Annotated in this window: 24 protein-coding genes; 13 read left to right on the forward strand and 11 right to left on the reverse strand. The window is 65.5% G+C overall.

Annotation, left to right across the window (positions count from 1 at the left end; genetic code table 11):
- Positions 1-32: 32 nt before the first annotated feature.
- Both NVV90_RS01485 and NVV90_RS01490 read right to left on the reverse strand, forming a co-directional pair.
- A complete protein-coding gene (locus tag NVV90_RS01485; RefSeq protein ID WP_258439431.1) occupies positions 33-2192 on the reverse strand; it encodes a glycogen debranching N-terminal domain-containing protein in 2160 nt (719 codons plus the stop codon).
- 258 nt (positions 2193-2450) lie between these two features.
- Positions 2451-2627: a hypothetical protein gene (locus NVV90_RS01490; RefSeq protein ID WP_258439432.1), complete on the reverse strand. Its 177-nt coding sequence runs from the start codon at positions 2625-2627 to the stop codon at positions 2451-2453.
- 230 nt (positions 2628-2857) lie between these two features.
- Between NVV90_RS01490 and NVV90_RS01495 the strand changes: the two genes are divergently transcribed.
- A complete protein-coding gene (locus NVV90_RS01495) occupies positions 2858-3202 on the forward strand; it encodes a cupin domain-containing protein (RefSeq protein WP_258439433.1) in 345 nt (114 codons plus the stop codon).
- Between the two features lie 69 nt (positions 3203-3271).
- Here the strand turns inward: NVV90_RS01495 and NVV90_RS01500 are convergent, their stop codons facing one another.
- Positions 3272-4144 carry a LysR family transcriptional regulator gene (locus NVV90_RS01500; RefSeq protein WP_258439434.1) on the reverse strand — a complete coding sequence of 291 codons (873 nt, stop codon included), beginning with the start codon at positions 4142-4144 and terminating at the stop codon, positions 3272-3274.
- A gap of 85 nt (positions 4145-4229) precedes the next feature.
- Between NVV90_RS01500 and NVV90_RS01505 the strand changes: the two genes are divergently transcribed.
- Positions 4230-5123: a DMT family transporter gene (locus NVV90_RS01505; RefSeq protein WP_258439435.1), complete on the forward strand. Its 894-nt coding sequence runs from the start codon at positions 4230-4232 to the stop codon at positions 5121-5123.
- A gap of 82 nt (positions 5124-5205) precedes the next feature.
- On the opposite strand, the gene NVV90_RS01510 is transcribed toward NVV90_RS01505, so the two are convergent.
- The 3 genes from NVV90_RS01510 to NVV90_RS01520 all read right to left on the reverse strand — a co-directional run bounded on the left by NVV90_RS01510 (position 5206) and on the right by NVV90_RS01520 (position 8182).
- Entirely contained in the window at positions 5206-5994 is a 789-nt protein-coding gene (locus NVV90_RS01510; protein ID WP_258439436.1) for a TIM barrel protein, read from the reverse strand.
- Positions 5991-7142: a Gfo/Idh/MocA family oxidoreductase gene (locus NVV90_RS01515; protein WP_258439437.1), complete on the reverse strand. Its 1152-nt coding sequence runs from the start codon at positions 7140-7142 to the stop codon at positions 5991-5993. Before NVV90_RS01515 ends, NVV90_RS01510 begins: the two co-directional genes overlap by 4 nt.
- A 116-nt stretch (positions 7143-7258) precedes the next feature.
- A complete protein-coding gene (locus NVV90_RS01520) occupies positions 7259-8182 on the reverse strand; it encodes an AraC family transcriptional regulator (protein WP_258439438.1) in 924 nt (307 codons plus the stop codon).
- 208 nt (positions 8183-8390) lie between these two features.
- Between NVV90_RS01520 and NVV90_RS01525 the strand changes: the two genes are divergently transcribed.
- The 7 genes from NVV90_RS01525 to NVV90_RS01555 all read left to right on the forward strand — a co-directional run bounded on the left by NVV90_RS01525 (position 8391) and on the right by NVV90_RS01555 (position 15310).
- Positions 8391-9743: a sugar ABC transporter substrate-binding protein gene (locus NVV90_RS01525; RefSeq protein WP_258439439.1), complete on the forward strand. Its 1353-nt coding sequence runs from the start codon at positions 8391-8393 to the stop codon at positions 9741-9743.
- A 20-nt stretch (positions 9744-9763) separates the two neighbouring features.
- Entirely contained in the window at positions 9764-10732 is a 969-nt protein-coding gene (locus NVV90_RS01530; protein ID WP_258439440.1) for a carbohydrate ABC transporter permease, read from the forward strand.
- A complete protein-coding gene (locus NVV90_RS01535; RefSeq protein ID WP_258439441.1) occupies positions 10729-11643 on the forward strand; it encodes a carbohydrate ABC transporter permease in 915 nt (304 codons plus the stop codon). The genes NVV90_RS01530 and NVV90_RS01535 overlap by 4 nt, the downstream gene beginning before the upstream one ends.
- 36 nt (positions 11644-11679) lie before the next feature.
- Positions 11680-12741 carry an NAD(P)-dependent alcohol dehydrogenase gene (locus NVV90_RS01540; protein WP_258439442.1) on the forward strand — a complete coding sequence of 354 codons (1062 nt, stop codon included), beginning with the start codon at positions 11680-11682 and terminating at the stop codon, positions 12739-12741.
- The gene (locus tag NVV90_RS01545; protein WP_258439443.1) at positions 12738-13685 is read left to right on the forward strand and encodes a carbohydrate kinase; all 948 of its coding nucleotides are present in this window, start codon (positions 12738-12740) and stop codon (positions 13683-13685) included. The genes NVV90_RS01540 and NVV90_RS01545 overlap by 4 nt, the downstream gene beginning before the upstream one ends.
- Positions 13686-13770: 85 nt before the next feature.
- Positions 13771-14778 (forward strand): LacI family DNA-binding transcriptional regulator, encoded by a 1008-nt coding sequence (locus NVV90_RS01550; protein ID WP_258439444.1) that lies wholly within the window; start codon positions 13771-13773, stop codon positions 14776-14778.
- Between the two features lie 34 nt (positions 14779-14812).
- Entirely contained in the window at positions 14813-15310 is a 498-nt protein-coding gene (locus NVV90_RS01555) for a DUF2871 domain-containing protein (protein WP_258439445.1), read from the forward strand.
- Between the two features lie 20 nt (positions 15311-15330).
- Here NVV90_RS01555 and NVV90_RS01560 read toward each other — a convergent pair whose 3' ends face one another.
- On the reverse strand, positions 15331-15741 hold the full coding sequence (locus NVV90_RS01560; protein ID WP_258439446.1) for a DUF6855 family protein: 411 nt from the start codon (positions 15739-15741) through the stop codon (positions 15331-15333).
- A gap of 126 nt (positions 15742-15867) precedes the next feature.
- Complete coding sequence (locus NVV90_RS01565; protein ID WP_258439447.1) at positions 15868-16470, reverse strand: hypothetical protein; 603 nt, start codon at positions 16468-16470, stop codon at positions 15868-15870.
- A 136-nt stretch (positions 16471-16606) separates the two neighbouring features.
- Between NVV90_RS01565 and NVV90_RS01570 the strand changes: the two genes are divergently transcribed.
- Entirely contained in the window at positions 16607-17068 is a 462-nt protein-coding gene (locus NVV90_RS01570) for a DUF6278 family protein (RefSeq protein ID WP_258439448.1), read from the forward strand.
- A gap of 107 nt (positions 17069-17175) precedes the next feature.
- Here NVV90_RS01570 and NVV90_RS01575 read toward each other — a convergent pair whose 3' ends face one another.
- The 3 genes from NVV90_RS01575 to NVV90_RS01585 form a co-directional block, all read right to left on the reverse strand.
- Entirely contained in the window at positions 17176-18561 is a 1386-nt protein-coding gene (locus tag NVV90_RS01575) for an MFS transporter (protein ID WP_258439450.1), read from the reverse strand.
- 61 nt (positions 18562-18622) lie between these two features.
- Entirely contained in the window at positions 18623-18928 is a 306-nt protein-coding gene (locus NVV90_RS01580) for a DUF1905 domain-containing protein (protein ID WP_258439451.1), read from the reverse strand.
- Between the two features lie 21 nt (positions 18929-18949).
- Positions 18950-19135: a hypothetical protein gene (locus NVV90_RS01585; RefSeq protein ID WP_258439452.1), complete on the reverse strand. Its 186-nt coding sequence runs from the start codon at positions 19133-19135 to the stop codon at positions 18950-18952.
- 133 nt (positions 19136-19268) lie between these two features.
- Between NVV90_RS01585 and NVV90_RS01590 the strand changes: the two genes are divergently transcribed.
- The 3 genes from NVV90_RS01590 (at position 19269) to NVV90_RS01600 (ending at position 21675) form a co-directional block, all read left to right on the forward strand.
- Positions 19269-20066, forward strand: a complete 798-nt coding sequence (locus NVV90_RS01590) for a hypothetical protein (RefSeq protein ID WP_258439453.1) — start codon at positions 19269-19271, stop codon at positions 20064-20066.
- Positions 20056-20805, forward strand: coding sequence for a LamB/YcsF family protein (locus tag NVV90_RS01595; RefSeq protein ID WP_258439454.1), 750 nt, complete (start codon positions 20056-20058; stop codon positions 20803-20805). Before NVV90_RS01590 ends, NVV90_RS01595 begins: the two co-directional genes overlap by 11 nt.
- A 69-nt stretch (positions 20806-20874) precedes the next feature.
- Entirely contained in the window at positions 20875-21675 is an 801-nt protein-coding gene (locus tag NVV90_RS01600) for a biotin-dependent carboxyltransferase family protein (protein WP_258439455.1), read from the forward strand.
- Positions 21676-21694 lie beyond the last annotated feature (19 nt).

Genomic DNA, 21694 nt, shown 5'->3' on the forward strand with positions numbered 1-21694 from the left:
CCTCGTTTGGTTCCGAAGGGCGCGTGCGGCGGCTACAGGTTCCGATCCAATCCCGCCTGTTCCACCAGCTCGGCCAGCCACGGGCGATGACCCTGGTGGAAAACCATTCCCTCAGGCAGGCCCTGGACCGTAGGCGTGGAATTGACGACGTCGATGGTTATCCGGCCGCCGGCCATTGGCGCATTGCTGATGTGAAGATCGCCGTAGGACGCCGGCAGCACCGGATCCATCCAGAATCCGCCCCGCGAAACGTGCGTGTCATACCGCATCATGCTGGTCACCAACTGGATTGGTGCGGTGGCTGCCCAGGCCTGGGGGGAACAAGCCGTCGGATAGGGCACAGGTGCTGCGAGCTGCTGGCGGTCAAAACCACAGAACAATTCCGGCAGCCGTCCTTCCGAAAACTCTGCCGCCTCCAGGAGAGCGGTTGCGATCCGTTGCGCCTCCTCGACGAACCCGTATCGCATGAGTCCGGCCGCGATGACCGCATTGTCATGGGGCCACACTGAGCCGTTGTGATAGCTGGCCGGGTTATAGGCCCCCATGTCACTGGCCAGGGTCCTCACTCCCCAGCCGCTGAACATTTCCGGAGACATCAGCCGCTCGGCCACCAAGGGGGCCTTGTCCTGATCGACCAAGCCCACCCACAAGCAATGCCCCATGTTGGATGCACATGAGTCAACCTGACGCTTCTCGCCGTCCAGGGCGATGGCGTAGTAGCCGCGATCAGGCATCCAGAACTGCTCGTTGAACTGTTTTTTCAACCGGGCCGCCCGGTCGGCGAATTCTGTGCCCAAAGCCCGGTCACCGGCGTCGTACGCCATCCAGGCACGGGCCATGTACGCGTCGTAAACGTAGGCTTGAACCTCGCACAAGGCAATAGGGGGTTCAGCCAATCGGCCGTCGGCGAAGTTGATGCCGTCCCAGGAGTCCTTCCAGCCCTGATTGATCAGTCCCCGCGGGTTGAGGCGCTCGTACTCAACGAATCCGTCGCCGTCTTTGTCGCCGTAGTCGCGGATCCACTCCAAAGCCCGGTCCGCGTGGGGGAGCAGTTTGGCTATGGTGTCCTTGGCGAAGCCCCAGCGGCTCACGGAACCCAGAACGATGACAAACAGCGGCGTGGCATCAACGCTGCCGTAGTAGATGGATTTTCCGCCGAGTGCGAGTTCGCTGGAAACATCGAGACGGACCTCATGCAGTATTTTTCCGGGTTCCTCCTCGCTCAGCGGATCTACTGTGCGGCCTTGTCGATCGGCCAGGGTCTGCAGGGTGCCCAAGGCAAGCGAAGGATCCACCGGCATGGCCATTTCCGATGCCCACAGCGAGTCGCGGCCGAACAATGTCATGAACCATGGGGCGCCGGCGGCAACCACGACGCGATCAGGATGCACAGGGTCCTCGATGCGCAGGGCGCCCAGGTCGTCGTAGCTTCTCCGGAGAGTCCGCTCAACGGAACGGTTTCCGATCTGGACAACGGGAATCTTTGCCACCCATTCCTGCCGGCGCCGGTCGCGGGGCGACAGTTCGTCACTGTCAGCGTGGACGAACGACGGCGGCGGAGGACTTGCTGCTTCGTTGCTCGGAACAGCGGTGAGAACCGTACTCCACTGGCCGTGCGGTGCGATCAAGGCACGATATTTGAAAGTGCCTTCCGTGACTTCGGCTCCCGGCGCCTGGACCAGGATGCCTTTTCGGACCTCGTTCCAGACACCCCGGATGGTTAGCGAGTCACCGGCCGCTTGGCGCGTTTGCTCCCAACGCCGCTGGATCCTGGCTTCTTTCACTTCAAAAAGGTCAGCGAAGTCCGCTTCAAGGCTCAAAGAAATGTCACATGGGGCGGGCTCCGGCGAGTAGTTGCGAATAGTGATCTGTTCCTGGATGCCCGCACCGACTTCCCGCAGCCGCTCCACGATCAGGGGACTGTCCGCATACCCGTCCGCGCGAGGAACGCGCCCCACAAAGAGTGCCCGGTAGGCTTCCTTGGTTTGCGCGGTCAACGGCTCCAGCGTCTGTCCATTAATCGTCAGATTCCACCGGGAGAGGATCCGCGTGTCATGGAAGAATGCCCCGTGCGGATGTTCAGGGTGAATGTCTCCGTTTGGCAGGGAAATGCAGAAATTGGATCCTTCGACCAGCGTCACTGTCCCGGCCCCAAGGGGACCGGCCGCCGTGTCCGCGTTCCACCCAGCCAATTCAGGCTCCCTCGACGCATTGGTCCGAAACGCCGTCGATACCGCTGGCTATCGTCGCAGGTCCCGGATTCCATCTTCATTGTTGAAGGTACGCCGCCCTCGTGGAGGGCGCCAGAGCAGGATGCCATGACGAAAGGTGCATGGCCAGGCGGTCAACGGGTGGACGTCATCCGAACGCTTTTTCATCACACCTCCCACGCCGCGGATCCTGGAATTCTGCGGTGTGCCACCCAGGACTTTCATTAGGCGAAGACATCGTCAGTAGTGAGTAAGTTCGTAGCCGTCCTCTATGTGGAACAGGCGACGATCACCGATGCCGTCAATCACCCAGATCGTTCGGCCATCTTCTGTTTGTTCGTCGACGGTGCCTCTGTGGCAACGCACGCCGCGACGGTAAAGGGTGACGATGTCACCGGGCTGGAGGGAAGTCCACACGGACACATGCTTGGCGTCACGACCACTTTGTCGCATTCTTGTCTGCCTTTCTAATCCGCACGCGGAGCGGCCCCTGGAGGCCTTCTCGGGCGAAGGGATAAAAACTCTTGATTCACTCTATCGTCGATTGTTGACAATTGCTAGACTGCTCGGGTGCCGTTTCAACGGAGACCGGCATCCCAATGCAGGGCTCAGCCCGAGAAGGAGAAACCATGGTCAAGGCGACCGTCATGAGTAATGCAAATACCGAGAACCCGGGTGAACACGTTCTGAAGGAGACCTCCACCACACCCGGACAGACCGAGGTGTCCCTGCGCCTTTGGGCCAGGGAGGGATTGAAGACGGGCATTTGGGAGGTGACTCCGGGGACGTTCAAGAGCACCCGGCCCGGGTATGACGAAATCTGCCAGATTCTCAGCGGAACCGCGACCATCACCGAAGCCGATGGAAGCAGCTTCGACGTCGGACCGGGATCGTTGTTCGTGACACCCGCCGGGTGGGAGGGTACCTGGCTCATCCACGAAACGCTTCGCAAGATGTGGGTGGTGGCAGACCTTCCCGCCGCCGCCAGCTAACACGGGACACGCGGCATCTTCGCTGCGGCGGCTTTGCCGCAGCGAAGATGCCTGCCGATGCAACCGTCATCAGTCCGGCGGAATCCTAACCAAGCCATACAGCCCTGCCAGCAACTCCACAATTTGCTCGCGCTCCCGCGGCGGATCCTTTGTGGACCACGCCGCGTAGACGGGCACGGGCGGCGCGTCGCGCACCGGGCGGTAGACCACGCCTCGCCGTCGATATTGGTGCGCCGTTGACTCGGCCGTGATGCCGCGTGCCTTGCCGCTGCCGATCAGGGTCAGCCAGTCGTCGATGTCGCTGATGGCGATCACCTCCTGGGGGCGGCCATGCTCGGGCCAGAGCTCCAGGGTGGTGCTGCCCGTGCGGACATCAACGGCGAGCGGCCGCTCCGCAACCTGCGCGAGGGTCACCGAGCGTCTGGGTGCCAGGGGGTCCTCGGAGGACATGGCGCAGTAGCGCCTTTCCGCACCAATGCGGACGTGCCCGACGGCGGCCGCTTCCGGCAGGCGCCGCAGGATGGCGAAGTCGGTGGTCCCGTCGGTGAGTCCCGCCGTCGGGCTGTTGGAGCGGATGAGCTGAAGTTCCGTGTCGGCGAACGTGGCGGCCCAGCGCCGCTGGAACTCGGTGGTGTGCTCGCCCAGGGCGGACCAGGCGTAGCCGATGCGTATCTTCCCCGCGCCGGCGCGGGCCTCCCGTTCCAGGTCCTCCAGGAGCGACAGGATGCGCCGCGCCTTGGCCAGGACGCGCTCGCCGCCGGGGGTCAGGCCCACGCTCCGGGTGGTGCGCTCCACCAGCCTTGCCCCGAGCGTCTGCTCCAGAGCGGCGATGTTGCGGGACACCGCTGCCTGGGACATGCGCAGCTCGATGGCGGCGTCCGTGAACGTGCCTTCCTCCACTACTGCCACCAGGCAGCGCAACTGCCGCAGTTCAACGCTCATGGGCCCATCTTATTCATGCACCCACCGCATAAATAGGGCCGTTCATGCATTTAGCGGATCCGTGCCACGGGCGCAGAATTCCCTCATGATCGAGAGCACTGCAGTAGTCGTTTCCGGCCCGGCGACTGGTTCCGGCGGGCAGCCGCGCAGCGTGCGTGGCGTGGCCACGCTCATTGCGAGTTCACTGTCCAACCAATTGGGCGCCGCCACCGGCTCGCTGGCGTTCCCGGCCATGGGACCGTTGGGCGTTGTTGCGGTCCGCCAGCTCGTGGCAGCCGCGGTGCTCCTGCCGATCGTCCGGCCCCGTTTCCGTGATCTGAGCTGGCGGCAGTGGTGGCCCGTCCTCCTCCTCGCCGTGGTGTTCGGGACCATGAACCTCTGCCTGTACGCGTCCGTCCAGCGGATCGGGCTGGGACTGGCAGTAACGCTGGAATTCCTCGGGCCCCTGGCCGTTGCGCTGATCAGCTCGCGCCGGAAGAGCAGCGTGCTGTGCGCCATTGCTGCGGGCATCGGTGTAGTGGCGATTACCCAGCCGGACGCGTCCATGGATTTCGCCGGCATTGGCCTCGGACTGGTCGCCGCGTGCAGCTGGGCTTCCTACATCCTGCTGAACCGGACCGTGGGTCAGCGCATCCCGGGCATCCAGGGAACAGCAGCCGCATCCGGAGTGTCAGCCACCCTGTTCCTGCCGGTCGCCGTCGTGATTTTCCTGAGCCGGCCGCTGGACGGCTTTGCCGTCCTCTGCGCCGTCGGTGCTGGCATCCTGGCCTCCGTGCTGCCGTACGTGGCCGACCTGATCGCGCTGCGCAGGGTTCCGGCCCAGCTGTTCGGCGTGCTCATGAGCATCAACCCCGTGTTCGCCGCGATCATCGGCGCGGTGGCCCTGCACCAGGTACTCAACCTTGGGCAGTGGACCGGGATTGCGCTGATCGTCGCGGCCAATGCGGGAGCGCTGCTGCTGCGGCCGCGCCAGGCCTGAGGCGACGCCGGCCCAAGTAGTCGCAGCAGGTGTCGTTTTGAGCCTCCAAAACGACACCTGCTGCGACTCAGTTGGGTGAGGATCAGGAGAAGGCGGCGCGGAAGGCGGCCAGCGCTGCGTCCCCGGCTTCGATTCCTTGGCCACCAACAGCGCTGGCCTCCAGCCCGATCACGCCGGAATAACCAGCCTCGTTGAGGGCCTTGGCGATGGCGGGATAGTTGATTTCTCCCGTCCCGGGTTCGCAGCGCCCGGGAACGTCGGCCACCTGGATTTCGCCGGTCCATGGCTGCGCGGCCCTCACGAGTTCAATCAGGTTTCCCTCGCCGATCTGCGCGTGGTAGAGATCCAGCATCATCTTCACGTTGGGATGGTTGACGGCCTGCACCAGTGCCAGCGTGTCCTTGGCCCTCGCCAGGGGGATGCCCGGGTGGTCGAGGACGGTGTTCAGGTTCTCCAGGGCGAAGGTGATGCCATGCTTTGCGCCCAGTGCGCCCAGCCGTTCCAGGGTGCGCAGGCCGGTCAGCCACATCTCTCCCGTGGCGCGTTGCGCAGGCCGGACGGCGACACCGCCCTCGCCGAGTTCGGCGGGATGAACCACCATGCGCTCGACTCCGAGCTCCAGTGCCGTGAGGATCAGCTTTTCCGCGGAGGCCAGGACTTCATCGGCATTGGCTGGGTCGATCACGCTGCCGCCGAAGTAGCCGGTCATCGACGAGAACCGGGCGCCTGTGGCCGCCAGTGCTGGAATGTCGCGGCCGCGGGTATCCCAGAGTTCCACCTCGAGTCCCTGCTCGTGGATGCGGCGGACGCGGTCGAGCAGGGGCAGCTCGCCGTAGACCATTTCGGCGCAGACGGACAGGCGGAAGCTCACGCTCCGGCCTCCTGCAACACCGCTGCACCTCGGGGCGCAGTCTCGGCGGCCTGCAGTTCCGCGATCGAGGACACCTGGACGGGGAGCCCGGTTTCCGCTGACTTGAAGGCCGCCAGGGCCACGGCCAGGGCGTTGCGCGCGTCGGTTCCGCCGGCAGCGGCAGGTGCGTTTGCCGCCGTCGTGATGTCCTCAGGAGCGCCGCTTCGGCGCGCCTTTACGGCGTCGGCAAAGTGCGCGAGTTCTGCGGTGTAGGCGTCGTGGAAGAGGTCCACGTTGAGCCGTACGGTGTCCGAGCCGATGCCTGCTGCCGTGTAGCTGGTCGCGTTGCTGGCCTGCGGGCCGCCTGCCGTCACCATTCCGGCGGAGCCGAACACTTCGCCACGGACGTCGTAGCCGTAGAGGGCGTTGAAGTTGGCCTCGGCCACGGCGATGGCGCCGTTGCTGTAGGTGACCGTCACGACCGCCGTGTCCAGGAGGCCGCCGGGCTTGGCCTCGGGCGCCACCAGGGCGTCGGCCACGGCGTGGACCTTGACGGGAATGGTGCCCGGGTTCAGCCAGTTGAGGGTGTCGAAATCGTGGATGAGAGTTTCCAGGAAGATCGTGCCTGGGGCGATCCGTTCAGGGTTGCTGAGTCCGGCCTCGGTTCCGGGGTCGCGCGTGAGGGAGCGGAGCAGTTGCGGGACCCCCACCGCGCCGTCATCGATGAGTTTGCGGGCGGCGGCGAAATCGGCGGAGTAGCGGCGGTTGAAGCCGAAGTGAAGCACGACGCCGGCGGTGTCCGCCGCTTCAATCGCTGCGTCCAGTTCCGCAATGGTCCGCCCGCCGGGCTTTTCGCAGAAGACGTCCTTGCCCGCCTTGGCGGCCGCCGCGATGAGCTCGGAGTGGAAGCGCAGCGGGGCCGCGATGAGCACGGCGTCCACGTCCGGGTCAGCCAGCACATCGGCGGGGTCAGTGCTGATCTTGCTCACGCCGAGCCTGCCCGCCAGGGACTCCAGCGCGGGCAGGACGGGATCGGCGATGGCTTCAAGGCGTGCGTTCGGGATGCGGCGTGCGATGGACTCGGCATGGAAATTGCCGATCCAGCCGGCCCCGATCACGGCAATGCGGACGGGCCGGTCTTCGTTGACCGGGTGCTGGAGGTACGTCATGGGGCTCCTCGATTCAGGGCTAGATCGTTCTAGTCAGCCTATGGTTGCACGCCTGTGAGGCCCGCGTCTAGATCGTTCTAGTTTTGATTACTGCACGACGGCGCCCGCTCGCCGGTTCAGCCCTGCAAGCGCTGCCGGTATTGCCGGGGTGTTTCGCCAGTGTCCTTGAGGAAATGCCGGTTGAAGTTGGACAGATTGGTGAAACCCACCTCATAGCAGATGTCCGAGACGGCTTTGTCGCTGGCTTCCAACAGCCGCCGTGCGTGCGCCAGCCTCAGTTTCCTGACGAGATCGCTGAAGTTCTGGCCCGTGGCGCGCTTGAAGTACTTGGAGAATGTCGGTTCTGCCATTCCCACCATGGCTGCCGCTTCTGACATCGTGACCGTGCCGGCATGGTTGGTGAATACGTATTCGAGGACTATGTCCACCACGGCCTCCGCCTGACCGTCCAGTTGCGGCCGGAACCACTCATCCGCCAGGTAGCGGCGTTCGTCCTGGGGCGCCCGGGTGAGGATTGTGAAGAGTCGCATGAGGTGGTGCAGGCGTTCCATGCCGGTGGATGTTCCCATGGCTTCGATGGAGGCTGCCGCCCCTGTTGCGGTTGCTCCGAGGAACTCGATTCCACGTGCCGATTGATCCAACAGGGGCTTGACCTCGGTCAGTTCAGGAATCAGTGAAGCGGCCTGGTCCACCCATTTGCCGTCGAATTGGATCACTGCGTCCCGGTTTTCCAGGACTTCTCCGGGCTCCAGGTCGCTGACCCAGTCATGGGGGAGTCCGGACCCGACCAAAACGACCTGTCCGGCTTCGAAAGTGCCGATGTGGTCTCCCACAATGAACTTCCCGGCGCCCTTGCGGAGCAGGTGGATCTCGTATTCGGGGTGGTAGTTCCAGCGTGCCACTGGGCTGGGATAGTCATGCTGATGCCAGCGGACCGAGTGGCTAGGGTCTTCGGGAATGACCTCGCGATTGGCGCGCATTCCCAGGAGCCTTTGGGCGAGCCGGGTCGCTGCGCCATCACCCGGGTTTGCGGAAGTCATGGTTGGTCTCACTTTGCGATCGGGAAAATAAGTATCAGTATGCGTCATCAAGGGCGCTAGTTGTGCCCCACCCCACACGCCTAATGTTGAGGAATACAGCGAGGCGCCCCGGATGTCCGGGAGGAATGCTTCGTCCCAGTCCTGTACTTCCACGCAGCAGTCGGAGTACGGCGGCTGAGCATCCCCATGAAGAACGAAGGAGTCCTCAATGCGCCCAAAAACACGTGTGGCAGCCCTTGGAGCAGGCGCCCTGTGCATCGCGCTATCCGCTACGGCCTGTGCCGGCGCGGGCGGCGGAGCGGGGGCAGGTGACCGGAACAGCATCAACGTACTGATGGTCAACAACCCCCAGATGGAAGACCTGCAGAGGCTCACTGCGGACAACTTCACCAAGGAAACCGGCATCAGGGTCAACTACACGGTGCTGCCGGAGAACGATGTCCGGGCAAAGATCAGCCAGGAATTCTCCAGCCAGGCCGGTCAGTACGACGTTGCCTCGTTGTCCAACTACGAGATCCCGTTCTACTCGGCCAACGGCTGGCTGGCACCGCTCGACGACGTTGCCAAGGATCCCGAATTCAACCAGGCCGACATCCTTCCGGCGTACACGGCGTCCCTCACCGGCACAGACGGCAAGCTCTACGGGGAACCGTTCTACGGGGAGTCCTCCTTCCTCATGTACCGCAAGGACGTCTTTGACGCCAAGGGTTTGACCATGCCGGACAAGCCAACCTGGGATGAAGTGGCCGATCTTGCCGCCAAGGTGGACGGCGCCGAACCGGGCATGAAGGGTATCTGCCTGCGCGGCCAGCCGGGCTGGGGCCAGGTCTTCGCACCGCTGACAACGGTCGTCAACACGTTCGGGGGTACGTGGTTCGACAAAGACTGGAACGCGAAGGTCGACTCTCCCGAGTTCACTGAAGCTACAGAGTTCTACACCAAGCTGGTCCGTGAACACGGTGAAGCCGGTGCAGCACAGGCAGGTTTCACGGAATGCCTCAACAACCTGACGCAGAGCAAAGCAGCCATGTGGTACGACGCCACCTCGGCCGCTGGAGCACTCGAGGCCGAAGCCTCGCCTGTGAAGGGCAAGATCGGCTACGCCCAGGCCCCTGTGAAGAAGACGAAGTCCTCCGGCTGGTTGTGGACCTGGTCCTGGGCCATGCAAGCGGCCTCAAAGAAGCAGGAAACCGCAGCCAGGTTCATCGCCTGGGCCAGCTCGAAGGAATACGAAGAACTGGTCGCCGCCAAGCTCGGCTGGGCGAAGGTTCCTTCCGGCAAGCGCATCTCCACTTACGAGAACACGGACTTCCAGAACGCGGCGCCGTTCTTCAAAGCCGAACGCTTCGCCATTGAGAACGCCGACCCGAAGAACCCAGGCGCACAGGAACGCCCCGCCGTCGGCATCCAGTTCGTGGGCATTCCCGAATTTGCTGCCCTGGGCACCAAGGTCTCGCAGGGTGTCAGTTCTGCCATCGCCGGGCAGGGGAGCGTGGCCGATGCCTTGGCAAAGGGCCAGGAAGCCGCACAAAAAGTCGGCGACAAGTACAAGAAGCAATAACGGAACCGCAGGAGAACATCATGACTACCGCAACGGCGCGCGTCTCCCGCCCGGGACACAACGCAGCCAAACCTTCAAGAAACGCGCGCTCGAAGGAACGCGCACTGGCCTGGGCACGGCGTGCGCCGCTGCTTCCGGCTCTGGTCTTCCTCATCATCGTCACGCAGCTCCCGTTTGTGGTGACCCTGATCATCTCGTTCCTGAACTGGAACAGCTTGAGTCCCAACAAGACCGGATTCGCCGGCTTTGAGAACTACATCACGGTTCTCACTGACGCCGACCTTCGCCAAGCCATCTTCACCACCATCTTGCTGACGGTCTCCGTGGTGCTGGCCAGCCTCGTCATCGGACTCGGCCTGGCCCTGCTGCTCGATAAGAAGTTCGTCGGCCGGGGCCTGGCAAGGACGCTGCTCATCGCGCCCTTCCTTGTGGTCCCTGTTGCGGCGGCGCTGATCTGGAAGCACGCCCTGCTCAACCCCACGTACGGGCTGATCAACGGTGTCCTGACCTGGATGTGGTCCCTGTTCGGCAGTGACACCCCACCACAGCTTGACCTGCTGTCCCAGGCGCCGATGATGGCCGTCATCGTGTCCCTGGTCTGGCAGTGGACCCCGTTCATGATGCTCATCCTGCTGGCAGGCCTGCAGTCGCGGCCCATGGACACCGTGGAAGCGGCCCAGATGGACGGTGCCACGCCGTGGGCCATCTTCCGGCACCTCACCCTGCCGCACCTGCGTCAATATCTGGAACTCGGCGGCCTGCTCGGGGCCATCTACATCGTGCAGAACTTCGACGCCGTCTTTACGCTCACCGCGGGCGGACTGGGCACAACCAACCTGCCCTACGCGATCTACCAGACGTTCTACTTCGCCAACGAGTACGGCCTGGCCTCCGCAGCAGGCGTGGTCGTCGTGATCGGCACCATCATCGTCGCGACCTTCGCACTGCGTACCGTATTCTCGCTCTTCAAGAAGGAGGCAGCGCGATGAGCACACTCACGCCTTCCGCAGCCCGCACTACGCCCGCCAAGACAAGTTCCCTTCCAGGAATCGGCCGGCGGGGCAAGTCCCGCATGGACCCTTCGCGCAACAACACGGCCGCCGGACTTGCCGCCTGGCTGTTGGCGTTGCTCTTCGCCGCACCGGTCCTTTGGATGATCCTGACGTCGTTCCACTCCGAAACCGACGCGGCCACCAACCCGCCCTCCATCGCGGCGAACCTCACCCTGGACGCCTACAAGGCGTTCTTCGGAGAAACGTCCGGCGTCAGCCCGTGGCCGCCCCTGATCAACTCCGCCACTGCCTCGATCCTGTCCACCGTCCTCGTCTTGGTCCTGGCCATCCCGGCAGCCTATGCGCTCTCCATCCGGCCGGTGAAGAAGTGGACCGACGTCATGTTCTTCTTCCTCTCCACCAAGATGATGCCCGTGGTCGCCGCGATTCTCCCGCTTTACCTTTTCGCCAGAACCGTTGGTGCCCTGGACAACATCTGGTTCCTGATCCTCATGTACACGTCCATGAACCTTCCCATCGCGGTCTGGATGATGCGGTCCTTCCTTGCCGAGGTCCCAGTGGAAATGCTGGAGGCAGCCCAGATCGACGGCGCCAACCTCATCCTCACGCTCCGCAAGGTCGTCGCCCCGGTGGCCATGCCCGGCATCGCAGCCACCGCGCTGATCTGCTTCATCTTCAGCTGGAACGAATTGCTGCTAGCCCGGGTGCTCACCGGCGTCGTCGCCGGTACGGCCCCCGTCTTCCTGACCGGCTTCGTCTCAGGACAGGGCCTCTTCCTCGCGAAGGTGTGTGCCGCCGCCGTCGTGATTTCACTCCCTGTACTGTTCGCCGGCTTCGCCGCGCAGGACAAGCTCGTCCAGGGCCTGTCCCTCGGCGCCGTCAAGTAGCGCAGCCAGCCCCCTCACACTTCGAAGGATTCCACCATGACAACCTCAACCACCCAGACTCCCTTGCTCGGACAGCCCGAACTGCCGGCCACCATGCGCGCTTCCATCCTGCAGCGCCAAGGTGAGATGACCATGGAAACCCTGCCAATACCGAACCTTGAGGCCGGCCAGGTCCTGGTGCAGGTTTCGGCCGTCGGCGTCTGCGGCAGCGACGTCCACTACTACGAGCACGGCCGGATCGGCGACTTCGTGGTGGACCACCCGCTGATCCTCGGCCACGAACTCGCCGGCAGGATTGCCGCCGTCGGAAGTGCCGTGGACCCGGCCCGCATAGGTGCGAGGGTCGCCGTCGAGCCCCAACGCCCATGCCGCAGCTGCAAGCAGTGCAAGGCCGGGCGCTACAACCTGTGCCCTGAGATAAAGTTCTACGCAACCCCGCCGGTGGACGGCGCCTTCGCCGAGTACGTCACCATCCAGAGCGACTTCGCGTACGACATCCCGGACAACGTCAGCGACGAAGCGGCTGCGCTGATCGAGCCGCTCTCGGTGGGGCTCTGGGCTTGCGAACGTGCGCAGATCAAGCCGGGCAGCAGGGTCCTGATCGCTGGAGCGGGACCCATCGGCATCATCGCGGCTCAGGCCGCTCGTGCCTTCGGTGCGAGCGAGATCTACATCACGGACATCGCCGAGGACCGCCTCGCGTTCGCTCTGGAACACGGCGCCACGCACGCGCTGAACGCGAAGACTGACAGCGTGGAAGGGCTCGACGTCGATTCCTTCATCGACGCTTCCGGCGCGCCTCAGGCGGTCCGTTCCGGAATCAAAGCCGTCGGACCCGCGGGCCGCGTGATCCTGGTGGGGCTCGGCGCGGACGACGTCGAACTCCCTGTTTCCTACATCCAGAACCGCGAGATCTGGCTGTCCGGCGTCTTCCGGTACACGAACACCTGGCCGCTGGCCATCCAGCTGCTCGCCGATGGCAAGGTGGACCTGGACATCCTGGTCACGGGCAAATTCACCCTGGCCGAATCCGAGGCCGCGCTCAAGGCGGGCAAGCAGCCCGGGCAGCTCAAAGCAGTGGTGTACCCGGGCCGATGAATCACAGGGAACTGCGGGACAGCCCAGTCCTCACGGTCATCGGGGAGGCGCTCGTCGACATCATCAGGGACCCTCGCCAACCCGGATCCCAAGCACACCCGGGCGGCAGTCCCCTGAACGTTGCCGTCGGGGCAGCAAGGCTGGGCCTGGGGACGAGGCTTGTGACGCACTACGCCGATGACCTTCACGGGCGCATGCTCGAAGAGCACCTGAAATCCAACGGTGTCGCCGTGCTCAAGGGTGGAACTGCACCGACCTCAACGGCGACCGCCACCCTTGGCCTGGACAGGGCCGCAACTTACGTCTTTGACATCAGCTGGGATATCGAGGGGGCTTCGATCACGGCGGCCGCTCGGGATTCCACCCATGTCCACACGGGGTCGATTGCTGCCATGTTGGCACCAGGCGACCGCTCAACGCTGGCGTTCGTGGAGGCAACGCGGGAGCGCGCCACCATCAGTTACGATCCCAACTGCCGCCCTGCCATCAGCCCGGATGCGGACTCGGCGCGGGCTCAGGTGGAACGGTTTGTAGCGGCCAGCGACATCGTGAAAGCCAGCGACGAAGACCTTCTCTGGCTCTATCCGGACAGCACACCGGAGCGGGCGTTGGCGGCATGGCTGCAACTTGGCCCGGCACTGGTGGCGCTAACCAGGGGAGCAGCGGGCCCGGTCCTCCTAACGCGCCAGGGACGGGTCGAGATGGCCGCCGAGAGCGTCACCGTAGCGGATACCGTGGGGGCTGGTGACTCGTTCATGTCTGGCCTCATTTCGGGCCTGGCGCAGCTTGGAGCCTTGGGCCGCGGCGGAAGGCAACGACTGCACAGCCTCACCTTGGATGAGTTGAAGGCACTTTCCGCCTACGCCAACAGTGCCGCGGCGATCACCTGTTCCAGACCCGGAGCCAACCCGCCCGATTCGGCCGAACTTGGGCTGTTGTTCTAAGCCTCGTGAGCGCAGCGGTGGTGATCATGCCTGTCCGGAGGCTGCCCTGGATCGTTCTATAGACTGGCTGGGAAAGAGGAGGACCATGACCGGGAAGCGCCGCCCCACGCTAATGGATGTGGCCGAGGCTGCGGGTGTGTCGCGGGCCCTGGTCTCGATCGTCATGCGTGACGTGCCAGGGGCCTCGGACGCCACGCGGCGCAGGGTGCAGGAAGCAGCGCAGGCGCTCGGCTACCGGCCGGACAGCCGAGCCAGGCTCCTCCGCAGCAGCCGCACACGGCTGCTGGGCGTCAGTTTCTCCACCTCGCAGCCCTTCCACTCCGAAATCGTGGACGCAGCCTATGCGGCCGCCCAATTGCGCGGCTACGAAATCGCCCTCAGCGCGGTGGCCAACGGACGTCCCGAACCTCGTGCGGTGGAGGCCCTTCTGGATCTTGGCTGCGAGGCCCTGATCTTGATTTCGCCGACACTGGGCGTGCGGCAACTGGCGGGGTACACGGCCCGGATCCCCGTGGTCAGCCTGCTGCGCGACGATGCCGGTGAGTCCGTCGATTCCGTCAGCAGCGACGACCACGCAGGCATCCGGATCGCCGTCGAGCATCTCACGTCCTTGGGGCACCGACGCATCGCCCATGTGGACGGCGGCGAGGCCGTTTCGGCAGCCCAACGGCGCGATGCCTTCCGGCAGGAGATGCTCGCCCGGGGGCTGGATCCCCAGAATATTCCTGGCGGGCCATATGAAGAAGCCGGCATGGAAGCCGGGATACAGCTGAGGGACAACATGCCCACCGCTGTCATCGCCTTCAACGACAGGTGCGCCCTCGGCGTCATCGAGAGCCTCCGAGCCGCAGGGCTTCGGGTCCCGGAGGACGTTTCCGTCCTGGGCTATGACGACAGCCAGTTCGCGCGGCTCAGCTACGTGCAGCTATCGTCCATCAGCCAGGACGCACCCCTCCTGGCCGCCGCCGCCGTGGAGCGGGCCATCGATCGGTTGGAAGGCTCCGGCCCGCCGGCCCACTTCGTGGGAACGCCACACCTGGTCCTTCGCAAGACCACCGCGCCACCCGCCAGCCAAAGTCAACCGAACGGTTGATGCCTGGCCGCTGCGGCGCCGGAAGACTTGAAGGGTGAAAAAACTTCTCTACGCCTCCTTCAGCTATGCCGCCGCCGGCGTCCTCTCCGGCCTCTACTATCGCGAATTCACCAAGGCCAACGGCTTCTCCGGCGACTCCCAGCTCGGCCTGGTGCACACGCACTGGCTGGTCCTGGGCTTCATCGTCCTGCTCATTGTGCTGGCGCTCGAACAGCTCTTCCGGATCTCCGCCGCGGCACCGAAACTGAGCGCGTGGTTCTTCGGTATCTGGAACGCGGGCGTGGTCATCACAGGCGGCATCATGCTGGTGAAGGGGTCCATGGTGGTGGCCGGGGTAGATGCCTCGTCCAAGGCGCTGTCCGGCATCGCGGGCATGGGCCACATCCTGCTCACGGCGGGGCTGGTGCTGCTCTTCCTGGCGCTGCGCAAAGCCGTGCTGGCCCAGCTTCCCCATTCGGTACGCGCGGTGAAGGGACCCGCCGAAGAGGCAGACGACGACGGCGGGCGCGTGCCGTCGTCGAACCTCACCTAAGGCCCTGACCGCCGGGGCGGCTACTTGGGCGCGATGGCCCGCATGCTGTTGTTCCGCTTCTCGTGCGTGAGTTCGGCGAGGCCGAGCACCTCCAGCAACGGCGGCATGTACATGCCGAAACGGCCGCGGTAGCCCTTACGGAGGCCGTACCAACCGCCCACAGGATTGCCGGCGTCGCGGCCCCAGGCTTCAACGCTGCCTTCGGCGGCATCCTTGCCTTCGTCCGCGGCGCCGAGCGGAACCCAGTCGCCCTGCTCCGTGAGCCAGGCGTGCAGGTCCTCGATGGCCCGGAGATGGTACAGCAGCTTGGTGGAGCCCACTTGGCAGACGATTGCCGGAGGGTCGGCGGCCTCGTCCTTGTACATCGTGTAGTCGGACGAACCCGGAGGCGTGGTCAGCAGCCAGGGGTCGTCTTTGGTTCCGGCGGCCATGTGGCACATCCTTCCGTGCAGAGGTGCTGCGATGGCTTCAGGCTACACAGCGCCGGGCAGCGTGTCTGCAGCGGTCGGGTGGCATTCCACGGCTGGATCAACGCGGCTCAAGCTGGGAGGCGCGGCTTACATCCTGGTCCTCAGGGCCCGGCCGTAGCTCTCCTCGTCGTTCCTCGTTACCGCGGAAACGACGAGGTGCCGGCGGCTGATGCGCTTGGCGAAGTAGTCGGCGTAGGGCAGGACGATGCCGCTCTCCCATGCGGGGATCAGGTCCGGAAGGCTCCGCCGTTCCGCGGTCGAGGGGAAGCTCGGGATCAGGCACGAATCCCATGCACTGAACGCGGCGTAATCCAGGCCGTCCATCCCGTATTCGGATGTCCAGAACGGCGGAATGACGGGGTTGAGGTCCTGCCCCGGCCTCGTGGCTTCCCGGATGAACGCCGGCGTTGCCAGCTCTTGCTGGCTGTGGTCCTCGATGTCGAACCAATCCCATGCCCGCTTCCAGGCGGCTTGCCAGCGTTCCTCCCACACCGTGGCCCCGGGTGGGTCCGGCATCTTGGAAGTGCCAGGGTCCGGGACCGGCCAGAGTTCCGGGACGTCAGCCTCGGCCGCTATCGACCACGCGTGCCGGACAAACAAGAGCTGGTGCAGCTGCTGCGGGTGATCGTTGACGCGGATCGCCATATCGCGTGGCCACGGATTCCTCCCAAAGCCCTTGATCCATCGCATGCCGGCCCTCCCATCTGCGCGGTTGCCTCCACGCTACGCAGGATCAGGTCGAGTGTCTGCAGTGGTTCCCAGGTGATCCAGTAGTTCGGGCGGGGTGCGGGACGCCGAGGTACCGAATCAGGCGTAGCCTTTGGCCATGAGTGGGTCGGACGATTCGGCTGAACCGCCGCAGCTCCTACCGGCGGGACTGCCAAAGGGACATGCCGAGTACAACCCAGAGGACGCGCCACCATCTGTGCAGGCGCTGACAGACGTCGGAGGGTATGACGAACTTCTTGCCGTCTTCAAAGCGAGAGGACTTGAGTTGCCGCGCTCGGAGGCGGGCCTTGCCGCCGTCGATGATTTCATCGGGAGCAACGTGAATGGGGAGCAGTCGGCAGAACTTGCCCGGCCCATCGGAATGTTCTACGGAGATGTGCTCACCCATGCTGTTGCCGGAGCGCACTGGGAAGTGGTCGAGGACAGGTTCCCCTTAGTCCGTGTCACCGGGAAGACCACGGTTGACGTCGTTCGCATAGCCCAAAAGCGGCTTGTATCCGAAGAACCTACACTTCTGCAGAACTTTGCCCATGTCCTTGAACTTCGCCACGACTCCTGAGCTGGGGAAGTAGCCGCGTTGACGCGGTCCCGTCACCCATGGATAGTTGCGGCATCCCGGCCTCGCTCCGATTGGTGTCGACGCGGCCAAGATCGACGCGCGCCTCATCAATCCCGAGAGCGGGCAGCTGATTCGTCCTCAGGCTCGTCGCTGGGAGCGGGAGCGGGAACCGGAACCGGGTTCGAATCCAGCGGGTTCTCGATCTCGTCCGTTGTCATCCGCGCGGCGAAGAGTGCCACCACGGCCATGATGGGGCACACCAGCCCGGCGCCCAGGAAAATCAGCCAGATCGGCACCACGGCCGCGGCCGGTCCGGACAGCGCCATGGACACCGGCATGAGTGCCAGGGACACGAAGAAGTCCAGGCTCGACACCCTGCCCAGCAGATGCGGCGGCACCCGGCGCTGGAGCAGCGTGCCCCAAATAACCATGCCCACGCCGCCGGTGGCGCCGAAGATGAACAGCGCGGCCGCGAGCACCCAGAAGTTGTCCATGATCCCGACGGCGGCCAGCGGCAGGGTGCCGACGCCCCAGGACACGATCATCACCGACAGGTACCGCCGGGGGAGCTTGAACGAGGCGGTCGCGAGGGATGCCGCCGCCCCGCCGACGCCCATGACGGCAAGCAGGAACCCGAACATGCGCGAGTCGCCGCCCAGCTGGTCCCTGACGACGAACGGGATCAGCACCTCGATGGGCCCGATCAGGAACAGCACGGACAGGCACGCCCAGATGAGCGTCCACAGCAGCCAGGGCGTGCGGACCGTATAGGCAACGCCTTCGCGCAGGTCATGGAAGAACGAGGTCTTCGCGGGCTTGCCGCCCGCCCCGCCACTGGCGCGAGAAGCCCCGCCGTCGCCCGAAGCCCCGCCGTCGACGGCGCCGTTCGGCGGAGCGTCGAGCGCGTGCCTTCCAAGGAAGTTCAGGATGATGAACGCCAGCAGGTGGCAGGCCGACACCCCGGTGACCGCCCACGCGGGCGAGAGCGCCGCCACCACCACACCGGCGACGGCCGGACCGGCGGCCTGCTGCAGGATGGGCCGCATGGTGCCCTCCATGCCGTTGGCCGCCAGGAGATCGTCGGCCGGGAGGATGCGCGGCAGTATGGCCGAGTACGCAGGGAAGAAAAACGCGGCGCCCACGCCCAGGACGAACGCGCCCAGGGCGAGGTGCCAGAGCTGCAATGCGCCCGTCATGGCCAGCAGGCTGATGGCGCCGATGACGGCCAGATTGGTGCCCTCGACGGCGATGATCAGCAGCCGTTGCGGCACACGGTCCGCGGCGATCCCGCCCGCGAGCACAAACGCGACAAGTCCGACGCTCGCGGCCGTGGCCACGAGGGACAGTTCAAGGGGCCCGCCACCGAGGTGGATCACCTGGTAAACCATGGCCACGGCCCACATGCCGGAACCGAAGATCGAGATGGCCAGGGCCGCGATCAGCACGCGGTATTCGCGGTGGGCGAAGGGTCGGAGGGCTCTCAGGGTAGCCATTGATTCAGTCTAAACGTGCGGTTTGCCGGGGACATGGGGATCCAGCCGCCTACGGACGCGGTCAGTCTGCCTCGGACACCCCGAGGCGGACGTGCACCTGGTCGCCCACACCGATGCCTGCTGCTACCCGGATTGCCTTCTTGACGGGCAGAAGATAGGAACTGCTCTTGCTGTCCGGGAAGAGCGATGTGGACCAACTCTGCCCGGAAACGGTGGCCGTGACCTTGACGGAGCCGAAGCCGCGACGAAATGGCGCCGTGTCCTCCCGGATCTCTGCCGCAAGGTCTTCCGGAAGCGTGAGAAAGTACCATCCGGCTTCTTCCGGATAGTGCCACAGCCTGGCCTTGAACGAATACTTCAGCGCCATGGCGTCAACGGTTGGAAACCGTCAACTTTCCTCGGGCCCCGTATCCGCATCCGCCGCCGCTTCCGGGGCGTCGTCGATGTCCGGGCCCTCGGCGGGTTCCTGGCTGTGGATGCCGGTGTCGTGCGAGACCCAGCCCTCCGTTTCGCCTTCGGCCGGGGCGTCGCTGTGGTGGCGCACGATGTGTTCGGTGTTGCCCGTGGTGTTCATTCCGGATACTCCCTGTCCCTCTGTGGACTGCTCCCGTGAATGCACTCAAGTCTACGCCGGGAAGGCGGCCGGTGGCCTAGGCTAGGCCAAGGAACAACAACGCCAGTCCGCAGACGTCCAAGGCAGGGAGACGATGGCCAAGCGCCCCAATCCGGCGGTGAAAATTGCCCAGGAGACGGCCCACAATGCTGTCTTTGACGCGGACGGGAACCCGAAACCGGGAGTGCACACTGTGCTGCTGCGCGCCGTCGAGGTCCAGCGCCCGCTGGTGCTGGCCAATCTGCGCCGCCTGCAGCGCAGGCACCCCAACGCCACCGCCGCACAGCTGGCCGCCAAACTGGAGCGCGACTACCTGGCCGCCGTCACCGGCGGGGGTGCCGCCGTCGGGGCCACCGCCGTCGTCCCCGGGATCGGCACCGCCGCATCGCTGGGACTGTCCGCTGTCGCGACGATCGGCTTCCTCGAGGCCACCGCCCTCTATGCGGCGTCGCTGGCCGAACTGCACGGCATCCGGCTGGTGGACCCGGACCGGGCGAGGACCATGGTCATGGCCATCATGCTGGGCGAGGAAGGCACCGCCCTGCTGGGGGCGCTCAGCGGCCAGTCGCTGGGCCGGAGCACGGGTGTGTCGAATGCCTGGGGCAAGACCCTCACCAAGAAACTGCCGGGCGGCGGCTTCGGCCTGGTCCGCGACGCCATCCAGCGGGCCTTCCTGAAGAGCCTGCTCAAACGGCAGGGCACCGCCTTCCTTGGCCGCGCGTTGCCCTTCGGAGTGGGTGCGGTGGTGGGCGGCGCCGGCAACCTGGTCATGGGCCGCGCGGTCGCGGCCACCGCCAAACAAGCCTTCGGCCCCATGCCGGAAACCATCCCGGGCGAGCTGTTGCCAGCCGCCCACAAACCCTCGCTGGAAGGCGGAAACAGTGGATCTTAACGCTGATCTGGGGGAGTCCCTGGGCTCCTGGAACATGGGAGACGACGCCTCCATGTTCCGCATCGTAAGCAGCGCCAACGTGGCCTGCGGCTTCCACGCGGGCGACCCCCTGACCATGCTGGACAGCTGCCGCGCCGCCTTCGAGCTCGACGTCCGCGTGGGCGCCCACGTCGGCTACCGGGACCTGCACGGCTTCGGCCGCCGCTCCATGGACATGTCCTTCGACGAACTCTTCGGCGACGTCCTCTACCAGCTCGGCGCCCTGGACGGCATGGCCCACGCAGTGGGTGCCTCCGTGGACTACGTGAAGCCGCACGGCGCCCTCTACAACAGGATCGTGCACGACACCGATCAGGCCGAGGCCGTGGTGGCCGCCATCCACGCCTACGATCCGGGGCTGCCCGTCCTCGGCCTGCCCGGCTCCGCGCTGCTGCGCCTCACCGAGGAATCCGGCCACCCCGTCTTCCGCGAGGCCTTCGTGGACCGCGCCTACCAGCCGGACGGTACCCTGGTGCCGCGCTCGCAGGAAGGCGCAGTACTGCACGACGTCGGAGCCGTGGTCGCGCAGGCCGTGCGCCTTGCGAAGCAGGGCGAGATTGTCGCGGTGGACGGAACGGTGGTGCCGGTGCGGGCGGACTCGCTCTGCGTCCACGGGGATACCCCCGGCGCAGTGCAGATGGCCGCGGCCGTCCGTGCCGGGCTCGAGGAAGCCGGTATTGGGATTGAAGCCTTCGCCTGAGTTCGCTGTGACCCGTGACCCGCGCGGCGCCCGGCTGGTCCGGCGCGGCGGTGCGATGGGCGCCGCCTGATGGGTGCCGTGGTGATGGACCCGGGCGCTCTGACCCTGGTGCGCGGCACCGGCAGAGCCCTCGACCGGGCGGCGTTGCGCCTGGCCAATTCATTGCTCGGCAACCCCGGGACAGCGACGGGGCTTGAAGTCCTGCTGGGCGGGCTGCGGTTGCGGTTCGTCACCGCCTCCGCCATTGCAGTCACGGGGGCCGAGGGCATGGTGCAGCTCAACGGCGCCGAGCTGCCCCTGAACCAGGCCGTCCGCGTCGCCCCGGGAACGGTCCTGGACTTTGGGCCCGCGCTGTTCGGAATCCGCTACTACCTGGCGGTCCAGGGCGGCATTGAGGCGGGGCCGGAGCCACTGCGCGCCGGGGATTCCCTGGAGTTCGGGCGGCTGGCGGGTGGCAACGGCGTGGCGGCCAACGGCGGTTCCACGGAACCCCACAACCACCTGGCCAGGCGTGCCCCGGATCCCGGACGTCCCGTCGTGCTCCGCGTGGATCCCGGCCCGCAGGCCCGGGAGTTCGACGCCGATGCCTGGTTCCGCCTCACCAACGAACCGTGGACGCTGTCGCCGGACTCGGATCGAGTGGGCGCACGGCTGCTGGGCCGGCCGCTCACGCCGCCCCGGACGGAAGCAGCCGCCTCCCACGGCCTGGTTGCTGGCTCAGTCCAGGTGCCGCCGTCGGGCCTTCCGCAGATCTGCCTCGCCGACCACCCGGCCACGGGCGAGGACCCCGTGATCGCCGTGGTGCAGGACGCCGACCTGGACCTCCTGGCGCAGGCGAGGCCCGGGCAGATGGTGCATCTGCTGGGGTAGGCCCCGGAGCCTATGCAGT

This window comes from Arthrobacter sp. CJ23 (assembly GCF_024741795.1).
In the GTDB taxonomy this organism is placed as follows: Bacteria; Actinomycetota; Actinomycetes; order Actinomycetales; family Micrococcaceae; genus Arthrobacter.